Below are 14,898 nucleotides of genomic sequence, written 5' to 3'. Positions count from 1 at the left end.
CATTAATTGAAAGACTAATCGTTTCTCTAATAATTCTGCGAAAATACTCAACGTCTTTTTAGATTTTCCTGCAGCTTTTGTAAATGGTTCATCCCATTCCAAAAGCAACGTACTTTAAAATTTTTGACAATTAGAATCATGATTACTACAATCATGATTCTAATTGAAATCCTAAAGTACGCAGATAAAACCAGACAGTTGAGTCACTACAGGATGGTTACGACGTTTTAATGACCACTGACCTCCTCGGACATTGGAAACTCAAAATCGTCAGCGGACAAGCTTAAGCCCAAGGACTGGAAGTAGATCTTCAACGTCTGCTTATCCACCTTCCCTGCCCGAGATTGAACCTTCATCAAAGTATCGACCGATAGCCCGGTTCGTTCACTGAGTTGTTCTAGGGTCAACCGCTGCCCCCGATTTTCCCGTTCCTCCATATCCCGTTTCGCTGTTTGCAGTTTGTCCAACCCCTGCGCAGTCAGAATCACCCCCCGCTTGCGGCGAGGACTAGGGACTGGGGTCGATAGGGTCGACGGTGCAAAATAGCGACGATAGAGTTCACAGCCCTGGGTCGCCCGATCGCCGATTAGATTGATGAGTCCTAGGCTGTGCAATTTATAGGCTTGAATCGGATCGAGTTTGGAAGGAGTAGCGGTGGACATCACAGAGATGAGCGCTTGGGCCAAATCCGGTTGTTCTTGCAGAACAGCGGCGTGACGCTGCAAATGATGGGCATAAATGCCGCTAGAGGTGGCAGCGGTTGCCATCAACTCTTGAAACGTTAGCTTGCTACAACTCAGGTGATAAATCGCCAAGTGTACCAGGGCAGGATGGCCACCCAGAAGAGAAATCAGGGCTTCTGGCTGTTGGGATGTCCAGTCTAGTTGGTAGCGTTGCGCCAACTCTTTGACCTGTGCCAAATTAAATGGCTCCAGTTCGAGCGGCAAGCCCACATTAAAAGGCGATTGGGTCAGTTGGAGGGGAACGTAAATTTCCGTGGAGTGTGCTACCACAAGACGCAGTTTTTGCCAAATGGGGAGCCGTTTGGCTTCTTCGTACCAGGAGCGGAACAGCGGCAACACATCCTTAGCCACTTGAGGATGCTCAAACAGATAGTTCACTTCATCGATCGCAAGTACCAGTGGCTTTTTAATTTGCTCTAACAAATAGCCTCGAAAATATAGGGTACAGCTAACTTTGCTCCCAATATCTTCATCCCAGTAGTCATCCAGGCAAGGCACCAAACCCAATTGGCGTGTTACATTGGCACACAACCAGCGCAAAAAACGATTTAAATCATTGAGAATCGCGTCATCGACCTGTTCTAGATTCAAACTGACGGTGTGATAGTCCTGGTGTTGGGCAAAGTCCAGCAATCTGAGCAACAGAGAGGTTTTGCCCATTTCCCGAGGGGCTTTGATGCGAACCAGCGCACCTGGCTTTTTGATTTCGGTGTAGGCGGGTTCTTCAAGGGTGGGGCGCTCCAGATAATAGGGTGAATCCAAGGCGAGGGACCCACTGGGATAGGGGGCTGACATATTCAGAGGAAGATAAGTATAGAGGCGCACAAGGAGTTAATTCTGTATAGAGTTCTGTGGAATCCCGAGACTCCACGAAGTCAGGATACAGACGGTTCTCCACCGATTCCTTGAAAAACCTGAGATGCTGTCACAATACCATCCCAGAGTCTGTTAATTCAGCCCCTGTGTCAGGAATTGATAGACCGTTCGATCGGGGCATTGCCTTGAGGAATCTAGATCAAAAACTAGTGAAAACTACAAACATTCTCGTTTGCAAATAATAATTTGCTAGTCGATAAAAGCAATAAAATGCAATAAAATTTTGCATTGAACAGAGCTATAAACCCTGACTAGCCATCCGAAAAAAATGCTTACATGGGCCTAAGGGAACAGCGCATAAATAAAATCCCAATTGGGTAGGGGTAGGAGAGTAAAAGGGTAGGAGGGTAGGGGAATGAAGAGGGGATATTATTTCTTTGCAAATCCCTAAGCAGATATTTAGTCACTTGGTTCAATCATTCCAGACTTCTCCAATAGAAAAAAGCCTAGGACAGGTAACAGTAATGTAACTCTGTCCTAGGTTTGTTGGGGCAGTCTGTTTGGATTGAAATTATTTGCTAAATAGCAATTAACTGGGCATCCCTTACCCTATGGCCGCTTGAGCCGTTTGTAGCCCGGAATAAGCCACATTTGCCCCGACCATGATCCCAATACCGATCGCCTTAGACAGGGGTTCGGGATCGTTCACAGCTACGGTATAGGAAACACGGGAAATAAAGGAGGTGCAATTACTGACTTCCTCAATAATGGCATCACTACGATCGCTGTCAGCGGACTTTTGGGCCAACTCATAGAAGTGCCATCCCGTACAAGCAATCGCGGGAATAATCAAAATGGTATCCACAATGGCCCCGGTTGCCCGACCATCCGCCGCCGCTAGATTGTTCATGATCCCTTCCGAGGCTGCAAATTTACCTTGGACAGGGCCACTAAAAATGCCTTTGCATAGTAGCCGAATGCCTGTCGTGACCGAGCTCATCACACTGATCGCTGTTTCCTCGATCGCAAACTTAGGTACCAAGAAGTTCGCGAAACCCACCGATCCGCCACTCAACACCCCTAGCACCCCAGAGAAAGTACTAAAGGGATTGGTTCCAGTTTCTGCTGCGGCCTCAAAGCTATCCACAAAGTTGGCATTGAAGACAAAGAAGCCTGCCATCGCATGGCCCATGATAAAGATCGCCGTCTGTACCGATTTAGGAATCGCAGGGAAGCTCATGAGCGAATTACTCCGCACAGGCCCCGCCGTCATGGCCATCGCCCTTGCAGGAGAAGTCGTGAATCCCTGTTGCAGTTGCCGCAGGCTAGCAGCATTTTTCAAGAAGGTGGTGTGCTCGTTATCCGGGAAGGGTGCTTCCCCTTTGGCCAGCTTATAAACTACGGTGTAGGCGACACTAGCAATCCAGCAAAAGACATCCAAGAAGGACATATCGGGCACCCCAATTTCATTGAGAATGTCAGAAATGACCGGAATATGGATTTTGGTATCTAGGAAGTCGATCGCGGACTGTGCCAGATCGGTCAGGATATTGAAGATGGCATCTACGACCACTTGAGTGCTACTGAGTACCCCATCCAGCAAGATTCCGGCCAATCGCTTCAGAATCTCCTCGACGCTAAGGCTGGCAAAATCTTGAGCCAACTTCGAGAGTTGGTCTACCACGCCATCTAGTACCTGTCCTTCCTGCTTCAGCGCAGTCAGCAAATCATCAACCAGCGACTGAACTAATCCAACTTCTGGAACCTTACCCGTGATGGAAACATTTTGGGCGTTGTTTTGGAAATGGTGGGAGAGATGCAGGGAGGCTGCCGTCTGATTTTGCATTGGGTTGGATGCCTGACTGCTAGCTGGCTTTTGGGCAATATCGGTGCCAATCCCTGACCAGTCTTGAATTCCGGCCCATTGATTAATCTTTGCCTCTGCATCCCCAATCATGTTGTCAAAGTCTTGCTTCATGGTCTGAAGCCCATCAACCTGATGTTGCAGATAGCATTTAATCAAATTGTGTAAAACCTCTTTGGTTCGGCGGATATCGTCCCATTCAAACAGGAAGGATACATATTTAATGACCTCGGAGATGGCGGTCTTAATGGCCTTAAAGACCCATTCCACCGCCCCCACAACAGCCTCAACGCTATCTAGGACAGCTCGGTAGATTTTCTCACCAATTTGCACGATGAAGTGCCAAGCCTTCGTTGCTGCGTCTTCTACGACGTTGACGATCGCTTTGATACCCGACTTCAACCAGTTGAACAGATCACCCGCCGCAACGACGATCGCATCTTTTAGGTTCATCGAGGCCATTGGCATAGCCATGGGCACAGCTACAGACGCAACGGGCGCAAAGCTTGCCATGGCGGTTGCAGGCACCGGCGCTAACTCTGCATTGGCTTGGTCATAGCTTTTATTCAAACTGGTCAGAGCCGTTGCCACCGTTTGAAGTTGATCAGTCGCTGTGTTACTGGCAACTAAGGGGGTCATCTTCCCTTGAGCATCCCGTACCTGGGCAGCCTTGAGCTTCTCTGGCGTATTCAGTGCGGCTAACTTCTTGAAGGGCTCCTCCATCGGATTAATTACGAACGCGGCCCCACTGCCCGTCGAAACCGTAAAGGTTGTGCCTGTTAAGGTGCCCGTGGATTCCACGATCGTCACCATCCCCATGGCATTAGACGTCACATGAATTGGGGCATTATCAATAACGTAATACAAACCGTTGATGTAGACTACACAGCGACTACTCGCACTCAAGCTCAGGGAAATATCCTTGAGGGGCAAATTTTGTTGATCGGTAACCTGTAACGTGGTGGTGTAGGAGTTAAAGGAAATAGATTTTCCCTGGGGCGGCAGAGGTAAGGTGATTTCGTGGGTTTGCCACAGCGTGGTGGTGGGAGATTGCGTGATTTTCTGGAGTTTGCCATCCCCTGCTGCAAAAATCGTGTTGCCCCCATCTACGCCATTGACATAGGGTGAAATCTGCTCAATCCTCGAAAGAATCGGGACTGGAACGCTCCAGGCTGCGGGATTGGCCGCTTCTGCTTGGGGACAGGTCAGGTAATAGACTTGATTACTGGCATTTTTGCCCCAGAGGGTTATTACGCCATCATGGGACATGGCAACTAGCTTGCTGGTGTTCGACAGGGTTTCATTGGTGATGAGGCGTACACCGATCGCGCCATCGATTTGGTTGTAACTAGAGAAGTAGTACAGTGCGTTGCCACTCATCACAAATAGGTCTGTAGATAAGTCGGCGTTGCGGGTAGCCGCGATTGCGCTCGCGATCGTGCCACCAGGCAAATTCAGTCGAGCGGGCGTGGGCGGCGCACTGCCATAGACGTTGATCACTGGGCAGAACTCTAATTGGCCGCTGCTGCCTGCTCGTCCTGCGGTATATAGACCATCCACGCGCCCTTTCCGCGCCCTGCCCAGACAACTGTCATACTTGTCAATTTCGAGGTCAATGGGCAGATCACGGCTGTTCCAATAGCGTCCCATTTTCTTGCTGGGGTCGATGTAGAATCGTCTCACGGTTTTGACCGCGCTATTGGAATCGCGCACCACATCTACCATGATGTACTGGGTTGCGCCTGTCGTTTCACAAAAGAAGACGTTAACAATGTCCAGTTTGGGCAGTTTTATTTGGGAATTGTCGTATTCGTAGGAGACCCAATTAGGAGAATTGGCCCAAGTGGTGTCTTTATTGGAGTTACCTAGGCACAAATACAAATGGTCACCGGCAGGGGTACTGATCACCATCGCCATACCGATCGAGCCATCTTGAACACTTTGCCCCACTTCGAAGGTGCGGCAGTAAGCCTCAGGTTGGCCTGCAAAGACTTTTTTAAGGAATGCACTACTTAGGTCTACTTTGTTCCAGCCGGTGGCGGAGGTGCCGCTTTCTTCGCGAATTAGGTAAAACGTATTATCAGTTCCGATCGAAAATAAAAGGGAATGGCCATCATCAGTCTGCAAGGCTTCAAACTTAGCCTGGGGCGAGATAATTTCTGCATGAAGATAGTTCGTCATCATTTCTGATGAGTACGTCAAATTGATATTCGACATAGATCGATGCCCGCTAATAGTAAATATGCTGGATAGGTAAACGAAACAGAATGAATGCTGCTGGAAATGCTGTTTAGAAACTTGAGGAACTGGCGCGATCGGGCCGCAATCTCAGGGCAGAGCAATCTGTCTGCCTTTCCAGCAAGCCCGATCGAGCGTAGCCAATCCCTCAGGCAAAATCAGCTAGGTTTAACGTAGGTAATGCGGCTCACCAAGTCCTGATGTTCGGAAAACTGGGCATCTTTGTAGGTGAAGACCCGTGCTCCTGGAAAGACAAAGTTCTGTACATCAGCGGCAGGAATATCTCGGATCTGAGTTCCAACAAAGTTGGTGATTTGATTTTGGAGACTTTTAATTAAGTCATCAACTCCAGTGAAGGCATTGACAAACCAGCCCCGCTCTGGGGTTTGGGAGTTATCAACCACCGTACTCTTAGGTGCACTTACTTGCAGGGAACCATTCTGTCCGACGGAAAGCGTATAGACATCGGTGATCGTTTTATCGAAAACGTTGCCCGAATTTTCCGTCGCATCCCAACGGACGTAGCACCAAACCTTGAGGTTTTGCACGATTGTGATTGTATTACCACTAAAAGATACCGAGCAGGAATAGGGAGTACTCAGTTTGAGTTCGCCCGCTGTCGCTCCCGATTTACCACTGTCTTGGGCATCGCTTTTATAGGAAATATTTAAAACCGTATTCCCACTGTCTGGGATTTTAGTTTCAAGCGGAGATTGCCCCGGTTGGAGGGTACCGCTATATTTGACTTTTCCACTAATCCAGCTATCCGAGTCTAACTCTACTTTGCAGGATACTTTGATACAAGACCGTCTCACGATCGGGAGTAGAATCGTTTTGTAGTAGGTGGCTAGGGTATTGCGATTAATCGCGATCGCACCACTCTCATTCAGTAGATCAGCAGGCTCCACCCAATTCCAGTTAAAGCTGGCGACACCCGGTAAGGGATTATTATTCGCCGCACATAGGTAGGCCAGTGTCGTTACCTGCTTTTGCTCAGGTGTGGGATCTTTCACAACAATGCCGTTACCATCGACAAACTGCGCCACTTCGCGTTCCATTCCCGTCAGCCGCAAACTTGACCAATCTGGTGCATTCGCCACGGCATGAACGGCTAAAACTGGCTCTCCATGCTTTCTCACAGAGTCAAAATAGTAACTAATAAAGTATTTCGTCAACACCAAATCAGCATTGGAACCTTTGACAATGCCTTCAATGGTGGGAATGGACTGAAGAGCAGCATTATCTAAATCAAACAGCAGTTGCTGCAAGCTAAAAGCTCCTGAATTGAGGTTCAGCAGTTGATTTTTGAGGGCTTCTCGCTGTTCGGGGTATTGGTTGAAGTAGGGAGTATTGAGCTCTTTATCTAAGTCTCCATAGACGAGGTTAACTCTTGTGCTGAAATACCAGGGGTCATCCGCTGGTTGCGATACTACCTGCCAAGAGCCTTTTCCGCCCCAGCCGCTGGGGGGATTATTCTGAATGATGTCGAACTCAGAGGCAAATAGATTGAAGGTTACGTTATTAGCAGCATTCCCTAAATCAACGATCGGGGGTAAGTTTTCTAGCGGAACGCTGGACGGTAGACCTAGTTTCAGCTTGAGGCCCACCGCAAACCGATTTTGGGTCAGTGTGGTGATTCGAGGATCGTTGTATTTTGTTTTATTGGGGATTGTGAAGGGATCAATCCCGCCAGTCCTTTGCTTCAACGTCTCGAGATCAATATATTCAGAGGGATTTCCATCGTCATCCACGAGGAAACAAAGATAGGTGGTCGGTTGATCGATCGTATCGAGATATTCCTTAAGACCTGCATTGATGCTAGCCTGAGTCGTTGCGACGACAAAATCATAACCATACTTGGGGCTGGAGAGGTATGATTTGTTAGATGCCATAAATACCTGCTTAATTGAATATGGATGACGGTTTCAGTAGAAATTCATTCGCTGGATTGTCGATCGTTCAAGCCTGAAACCAATTGTTAGGAATTCTGTTCAGATATGCATTGTGAGCCATGGCAGACAATGCTAATAACAACACGATTCCTTGGGTCTGGATGTTCTTTCTCTGGTCTTCTAACCGTTGAACTTAATTGAGAGAACGTCATTTTGATTTCCCTAACCCCAAAACGAGGAATGAACCGATCAGAGTTAGGGAGTCAGCTACGTCTTGGAAATCTCAATTAGTCGTCCACAATTAGTCGTCCAATTAAATTTTGAAAACGCAGACCTTAGGATAAATCGTTAAGTCACATTGAAACGCCAATTCAAAGCGCACGGTCTACGATAGGCTATATCGGTAAACGGCTCTAGGTTCAGCGTTTTATAGATTTTCCCCAGTACCGAAATCTCCCATTTAAAGCCCATGGCTTGCAATAGGGCTTGGGACTGGGGGCATATCGTTAAAGATTGGGGCGCGATAGATTAAGTTACATAGAGATATGTCCTCATCTACTGAGGGAATAGAGCACAAGACATTTCCAAGACTTCACTGAGTATCAGTCTGCCCGATCGTGCCTGTGGGTTCAATCGGAGTTTAGGAAGTTAGGAAAGAAGTTAAGCAATTTTTCGATCGCCCAGCCAGTAGTGTGGCAACTCGTCTGGTGCCAATGATAAGAGACGGCTGATAAGAGACGGCTCACTACAGTGATTTATTTTTTGACTGTATTTTTAAGCGATCGATCCGGGTGATCGGGCTAGATGCGTCCCAAGTAAACTCGAAAATAGCCTTCACGACCCTACGGGGATCAGCAAAGATTTATTGAAATTGGTAAGCATCTATTGACTTAGTCTCTGATCCCCAAGCTGCTAGCAATTTCTGTATTTTTCAAAAAGCTTGCCCTATATAGCTTCTCGGCTACAGCTTTGGGATCAGTGTAATAAATACTACAAAGAATGCTCAATTTGTACGCAGGACTTTTTACTGTTACCAAATTAACAATATCTGGTTAAGCAACAAGTTTGTGATTCCAGATACAAATTTAGCTTAGCTTATAGCCTGGGAAGGTGGCATTCTATGGCTCAGTTAACTCCTGGTGGAAGCTACGTTGGACAAGACTTTGCAGGCCAAGACCTGACTGGCCAAAATTTAAGTCGCATGGATTTGAGTCAGGCTAATTTACAGGGAGCCATTCTGCGGAATGTGGATCTGCGGGGGGCAAACCTCACAGGCGCAAATCTGAGGGATGCTGACCTAACGGGGGCCTGCCTACGTCGTGCGGATTTAGAAGGGGTCAACCTCGACCATGCAAACCTGGAACACGCAGATTGTGGGGCTGCCAAGCTATCCCATGCAACACTGCGATCGGCGAATTTAAATTATGCAGTGCTGCGAGGCGTCAATCTTTCCCATGCGGATCTCACCGGAGCGACGGCAATCTATGGCGAATTCCGGGGCGCTAAACTTCAGAACGCGATTTTAGTCGGCGTTGATCTCAGTCGAGCTGAGTTGATTCGAGTCACTCTGATCCAGGCCAACTTAGAAAAAGCGATTTTGCGGGGAGCCACGCTCAACAATGCTGTGATGAAGGAAGCTAACCTAACGCAAGCCGATCTACGCCCCGATCCCCACAATGCGAATTGCATCACTCAACTGATTAGCGTCAAGCTATCTAAAGCTATCTTGCGGGAGGCGCAACTCGATCGCTGCCATGCCCGCCGATCGCACTTTGCAGATGCCGATCTCCAAGATGCCAACTTCACCGAAGCCCGTTTGCTCAATACCAATTTTGAAGGCGCGAACCTGAATGGAGCCAACCTCACCCAGGCCGATCTTGGGGGGGCACTCCTTACCAAAGCTCAACTCATCGGAGCCAATCTACGAGCCACCGTGCTACGCGGGGCTTCATTACGGGATGCCAATCTAGAGCAAGCCGACTTGACCCAGGCACAGCTACAAGGGGCGTATCTCCATGGAGTGAATCTTCGGCATGCCCAATTGAGCCGGATTTATGCCAAACGTGCCAACTTTAATCGGGCTCAGCTTCAGTCCGCCAATCTTCAGTATGCGGAACTAATCAATGCCAGCTTTGAAGAAGCCAATCTCAATTGCGCTAACTTAGGAAATGCTCGACTCAGTAATTCACTGTTTGGCAGCGCCATTTTAAACAGTGCAAATTTAGCTTCGGCAGTCTTGATTGGGGCCTCCCTCCAAAATGCCAATCTCGAAGGAGCCAACCTCGAAGGAGCTGAACTGCAAGGGTCTTACTTCAAGAGTGCCAATCTCTCGAATGCTAGCTTGCAAGGTGCAAGATTGAGCCGTGCCAAACTCAAGCGAGCCAACCTCACTTGTGCCAATTTCAACCATGCCAATCTGCGGGGTACCGATCTGCGCTATGCAATTTTGCGGAATGCGCTACTCAATCAGGTCAAGATTGAGGAATCTGACCTAACAGGAGCGGATTTAACGCAAGCTTCGTTGCAAGATACCAACCTGAGCCGCACCAACCTCTCGTCTACGATTCTGCGGGAGGCGAATCTGCAACGGGCACAGTTGACCGGAGCCGACCTCAGCGATACCGATTTATCCCAGGCCAACCTCCAGCGGGCAAAACTGTCTCGATCGAAGCTCGCCGCTGCCAATTTAACCGAAGCCGATCTGCGGCGGGCTAATTTAAATCGGGTTAACTTAAGCGATGCCAACTTGACCCAGGCCAACCTCAGTCACGCCGAACTTAGCCGAGCCTATCTGAGCGGGGCATCCTTCGATCGGGCCAATTTGAGCCATACGCGAATCGGCAGTTCCTATCTAGTCGGGGTGAACTTTTCTCAAGCTGATTTGACCCAAGCCTATTTCTGCCGTGCCTACGCTTGTCATACGGATTTTAGCGAAGCGGTTCTCAACCGGGCCGATCTGCGCTTTACCGATTGTCTGGGAGCAGTTTGGCAGGATGTCCAAGTTCAGGGAACCTGCTTCGGTTCGAACCAGGGAATTTCTGCAACAACACGGGCTCATTTAGAGCGTTTAGGCTGTTTCTGGGAGAAAGTAGAGAGCGATCTCAACTATCCCACTTCGGGCATCCATGAACCGGATATTGACGATCGATTATCCGATTTCCAAGATGCCTTAGAGCGCCTGGAAGAGTCGATCTACCGCCTAGAAGATGTAATTCGCGGCTTTCAAACGAAAGGAAGATATGAAATTGTTAATTACTTAATGCAAAGGGGCCAGATTGCAAAGAACCTGTATGAACAATTAATGAATCAAAAGAATCGATTACAAACGGAGATTAACGTCTCAACCCAAAAGGAATTCAAAATGTTTATCAAGAAGATAAGCAAAAATATTCATAATGTTAGTGAGTTGCGGAGAGATTTAGATAACAATTGCTTACATGCTCATAGCATCAACCTTAATCTTGAACAAGAAATTATTCGCATTGATCCGGATGACATTCAGATTTCTGAAGATGCCGTCCCTGATCCAGAAGAGGATCCCGAGGAATACCCAGATCGCTAGGGATGCTCTCACGTTTCGTCTTCAGCTTTGTCGTCTTCATCCTGACTAGATGAGCCTTTAGGAAATAGATCCCGAGTGACGACATAACAGAGCCCAATCACATCCGATGCCAGTGCACCCAGCAAAGTGAACTGCATCTTCTCTGAGTAGGCATTAACCTTGAGAGCTGGCAGTGAGAGGATGACCATCAACCACAGGGGAATGATGTACATGGGCACCACCAATGCTTTCAAAATGGTCGATCGCGAGTGGATACGATGCTGAAGCTCCGCCCCTTTGCGGCCTTCATCGGTTTTCAGGTCAAGGTCATCATGGCCAATTTGTAATTTTTCAACCGTTTGACGGGTATCAATTTTGCCGATCGGATTTTCATCCGGATCACTGACTTGAAAACTCTCCTGGGTAAATCCCTTTTCTCTCAGGTACTCATCAAGCTTTAACTGAGGTAGTTCCCTAGACATTTTCATATCCTCCAAAAAACTGATTTCATCAGCTCTCTAGGAATACCTCAACGTCTAGAAAACCACCTTCAAGACATGCAGTCTAATGTTTCATGCAATGTTTTATGCAATATTTCATGCAGTTTTTAGTGCAATGTTTCAATCCTGTTCAACCCGCTGTTAACAAGATTTTTTGAGATTAGTGCATTATAGGTTGGTTCTAGCAGAATGGAATTAAGCAGCCATCTCAGCCGCAAGCGTGTTAATTACATCATCATTCACTTGTAACTTAATCAGGAATGACAATTTCCTTAATCACCCTATCGCCTTCAATCACGCCTAAACTCCGTCCTTGGCTTTTGGCTTCCTGAGCGATCGCATACAAAGCTAATCCGGTTCGTAGAATCTCTGCCATATTTTTGCCTGACTCTTCCGCCAACTCCTGAAGGGACTCATAGGCAGCCGGCGCAAGATCAAGATTGAGACGTTTTCGCTGGGCTCGTGCACCTGTGCGACTTCGATCGTTGTCTACATCGGTCTCGTTGTTTGCTTTAGCCTTTGGCATACTTGATGCCTCCTTGGTGAACTGAATGGATAATAGAACTTTCCCCAGAGAATTCTCAGTTGCTTAGACTGAGAGCCAATGTTGCATGGGTGTATCTATTAAATCCGTACAGCTTGAACATATTCCAAAAAATAAACATTTTTTAAAACAAATTTGTATATACATTTTAATCTGAAATTATGTACTTGAGGCGTAAAGCATATGCATCGAGACCGACCCTGCATAGATCCGATCGGTCAAGAGGCCAATCTATGCAGGGTTCTCTAGCCAAGGAGCCTAGACAGTCGCAAAAAACGAGCTAGTAGACTCCTCTTCCTCCCCATCCTGAGTTGCCGATGGATCATCAGAGGACAGGGGCAACGGGACGATCGGCGGGGAGGATCTTGCTTTGGGTACGGTTACCCGATCGATCTCGATCGCCTGTTTTTTTGAGACAGATCGGCAGCGGCGGGGCAAAGCCTGACGGGAATATCGAGAGAACGCCCACCTCGGCAATCCCCGGCGATACGCTCTGGCCAAGTAACCTGACTGACCTAACATATCTGACCTCCAAAAGTTTTTGAATGGATGGGTAAGACTAACGAATCGACTCCCAAATCACACCAATGCAAATCAGACAACAGATCACCGCCAAAAGCCGACCAAGGATGGGAACAAAAGCACTCAGCAAGGCGGGAATAATGGAAGTCGCTCCGATCGCGCCAAAAATCAACAGAGCAACCATAAACCCAAGGGTTCCAATACAGAAATACTTCAGAAGATGACCCGGAATTTCGATCAACGGACGATGGGGGCGTAGCATGACACAAACCTCCCTGATTCTTTGGTTGTGAGGACTTTGTAGCGAACCTAAAAATAAGAACAGAACTGATTCGTCAATCAGCGTCGATTGAGAGGTGTTGAGAAACTCTGTCTACGAAAAATCAACGGGTATATTCAGCCTTAAAAGCTGCATATAAGTGTATTAAATACATATTTTTTGTGTATGTCAATCTTTTCTCTTAACTTCAGGACAAAACACGACAAAACACGACAAAACACAACGAGGTTTTCTCGATCGCTGAACGTAAGCGCTGGTAAGTGACAAATCCCTGAACCTGAGTAAAGTTCCACTCCCTAGTTGCCTTGGACAACGGATAGCTTGCTCTACATCAGTCAGGCCACCAATATCCCCGGAAAAAATCAAGGCTGCACTCATCGCCTATGCTGCGGAAATGGATTACCCGATGACCTCTGGTCGATCGTAGACCATTGAGGCGGTGATCGAGAGGGCGATCCGAGTTTCCTGGATGAGGATGCGGTGAGTTGCACGGATTGTTGCCCCCTGGTGGCCTTTGACTTGGAGCACAAAGCCCGCTAGATTTCTGGATGGCCCCATATCGCTGCTGTAATTGTCTTGGCGGTTCCTCATTGTGCCCAATCCCTACCAAGCGGTTAGAAGGCTTAATCGTCAAGTTGGCAGTGGTGGTTAGCACAAGCGGAGGTGCAAGATTTCCGCCTCCCTTGCCTCACCCAACACCTCTTGCCAGGTTGGGTTGCAATGTCTTTGCTCAAGTTTTAGCAGGGATTGGTACCCCGGCACCTGCACCTAAACCCCATGGAAAGTCGCCCGGTTGGGTTCCAGGCCAGCCCCGGTCTCGTCGCATTCGCCAACCCCAAAACCGACCAGAAAAAGCCTGGTTAATAGCTAAGGGTTTTGTTCTGGCTGGATCACTCAATTCCTCAAGGGAGTTGGGGCCTTCTCTCTGCCCCTTAATCTCAACTCCAGTTGTGAAGATTCAGTATATTTTCATACAACTTAACAAGGGCTTATCAAGTTCTTAAATTGACTGTGGGAAATTAACTAGCAGAATTCCCGAGGACAATATTGCTAAACACATTTCCAAGAACCTTGCTAAGAAAAAGTTTTTGAGAACCCTTGAGTTCCCCCTTGATGATCAGCCCCTGAGTGACAGTCATTCGCCATAGCGGATAGGTGCAGTAATCATTGCTGTACTTTTTTCTTGTGGGCATTTTTTAATGCTGACGAGTCACAGCCGTCATGGACTGATGACCGTATTCCAGGGATTACAAAACTTGATCCTTAGATCAGTTCGTCTCAGCCAGTGCATCTCAGTCAGTAAATCTCAGCCAGTGCATCTCAGTCAGTAAATCTCAGTCAATTCATTCCCCACCACGTGAGATCATGCCCACAATCTTAACTCCCGGCGACATTGCGATCGTTGGCTACATCACCAACGGATCTCCTGATTCTTTTTCCTTTGTCAACTTGGTTCCCCTAGAAGCAGGCACCGTCATTTACTTCACCGATAACGGTTGGATGGGCTCAGCATTTCGGGGATCATCAGCGACTGATGGCGATGGCAATGAAAATCTAATTCGTTTGACGGTTAATTCAACCATTGCCGCAGGCACAGTCATCAGCAGTCTGGACGTTACTGCGAGCTTTACCTGGACGAAGTCTGGAGCCATTGGGCCGGGGGGCAACTACGCCGATCTCTCCCTCAGTCAGAGTGGAGAACAAATTGCGGCATTTCAATCCACGAATACAGCCAACCCCCTGAATTCTGGGTTTACAGGCATTTTCCAAATTGATAACACCGGAGTTTTTGAAAACGCCACCAGCAGCACCGAAGGCAATGTGATTACTGGCCTGCTTGACTGACAAAAGTATTGAGGAATAAAACGAAAGCGGGACGGGCGTTGGAGTCTGGTTTAGGCTAGAAGTTACCACACAACCAGTCGAACCATCATGACTCCAAGTACCCATTTGTATGA

The 14,898-nt window shown here is 47.8% G+C and carries 10 protein-coding genes; 2 read left to right on the top strand and 8 right to left on the bottom strand.

Annotated features, from left to right (window positions below):
• Window positions 1-227: 227 nt before the first annotated feature.
• The 3 genes from ACN4EG_RS08505 to ACN4EG_RS08495 form a co-directional block, all read right to left on the bottom strand.
• Entirely contained in the window at window positions 228-1,538 is a 1,311-nt protein-coding gene (locus ACN4EG_RS08505) for an AAA-like domain-containing protein (protein ID WP_431628913.1), read from the bottom strand.
• Window positions 1,539-2,163: 625 nt separating this feature from the next.
• On the bottom strand, window positions 2,164-5,604 hold the full coding sequence (locus ACN4EG_RS08500) for a PLL family lectin (RefSeq protein WP_431628912.1): 3,441 nt from the start codon (window positions 5,602-5,604) through the stop codon (window positions 2,164-2,166).
• Window positions 5,605-5,819: 215 nt separating this feature from the next.
• A complete protein-coding gene (locus ACN4EG_RS08495) occupies window positions 5,820-7,553 on the bottom strand; it encodes a hypothetical protein (protein WP_431628911.1) in 1,734 nt (577 codons plus the stop codon).
• Between the two features lie 1,120 nt (window positions 7,554-8,673).
• Between ACN4EG_RS08495 and ACN4EG_RS08490 the strand changes: the two genes are divergently transcribed.
• On the top strand, window positions 8,674-11,115 hold the full coding sequence (locus ACN4EG_RS08490) for a pentapeptide repeat-containing protein (RefSeq protein WP_431628910.1): 2,442 nt from the start codon (window positions 8,674-8,676) through the stop codon (window positions 11,113-11,115).
• Window positions 11,116-11,123: 8 nt separating this feature from the next.
• Here ACN4EG_RS08490 and ACN4EG_RS08485 read toward each other — a convergent pair whose 3' ends face one another.
• From ACN4EG_RS08485 to ACN4EG_RS08465, 5 genes are all read right to left on the bottom strand, one after another.
• Window positions 11,124-11,576: a hypothetical protein gene (locus ACN4EG_RS08485; RefSeq protein WP_431628909.1), complete on the bottom strand. Its 453-nt coding sequence runs from the start codon at window positions 11,574-11,576 to the stop codon at window positions 11,124-11,126.
• A gap of 268 nt (window positions 11,577-11,844) precedes the next feature.
• Window positions 11,845-12,120 carry a hypothetical protein gene (locus ACN4EG_RS08480; protein ID WP_431628908.1) on the bottom strand — a complete coding sequence of 92 codons (276 nt, stop codon included), beginning with the start codon at window positions 12,118-12,120 and terminating at the stop codon, window positions 11,845-11,847.
• Window positions 12,121-12,396: 276 nt separating this feature from the next.
• The gene (locus ACN4EG_RS08475) at window positions 12,397-12,660 is read right to left on the bottom strand and encodes a hypothetical protein (protein ID WP_431628907.1); all 264 of its coding nucleotides are present in this window, start codon (window positions 12,658-12,660) and stop codon (window positions 12,397-12,399) included.
• A 37-nt stretch (window positions 12,661-12,697) separates the two neighbouring features.
• Window positions 12,698-12,922, bottom strand: coding sequence for a hypothetical protein (locus tag ACN4EG_RS08470; protein WP_431628906.1), 225 nt, complete (start codon window positions 12,920-12,922; stop codon window positions 12,698-12,700).
• 417 nt (window positions 12,923-13,339) lie between these two features.
• Window positions 13,340-13,531 (bottom strand): hypothetical protein, encoded by a 192-nt coding sequence (locus ACN4EG_RS08465; RefSeq protein WP_431628905.1) that lies wholly within the window; start codon window positions 13,529-13,531, stop codon window positions 13,340-13,342.
• A 774-nt stretch (window positions 13,532-14,305) separates the two neighbouring features.
• Between ACN4EG_RS08465 and ACN4EG_RS08460 the strand changes: the two genes are divergently transcribed.
• On the top strand, window positions 14,306-14,785 hold the full coding sequence (locus tag ACN4EG_RS08460; protein WP_431628904.1) for a hypothetical protein: 480 nt from the start codon (window positions 14,306-14,308) through the stop codon (window positions 14,783-14,785).
• The last annotated feature ends 113 nt before the right edge of the window (window positions 14,786-14,898 follow it).

The organism is Alkalinema pantanalense CENA528 (assembly GCF_050753345.1).
Taxonomy (GTDB): domain Bacteria; phylum Cyanobacteriota; class Cyanobacteriia; order Leptolyngbyales; family Leptolyngbyaceae; genus Alkalinema; species Alkalinema pantanalense.
This window is presented reverse-complemented; position numbering and strand designations above follow the sequence as displayed.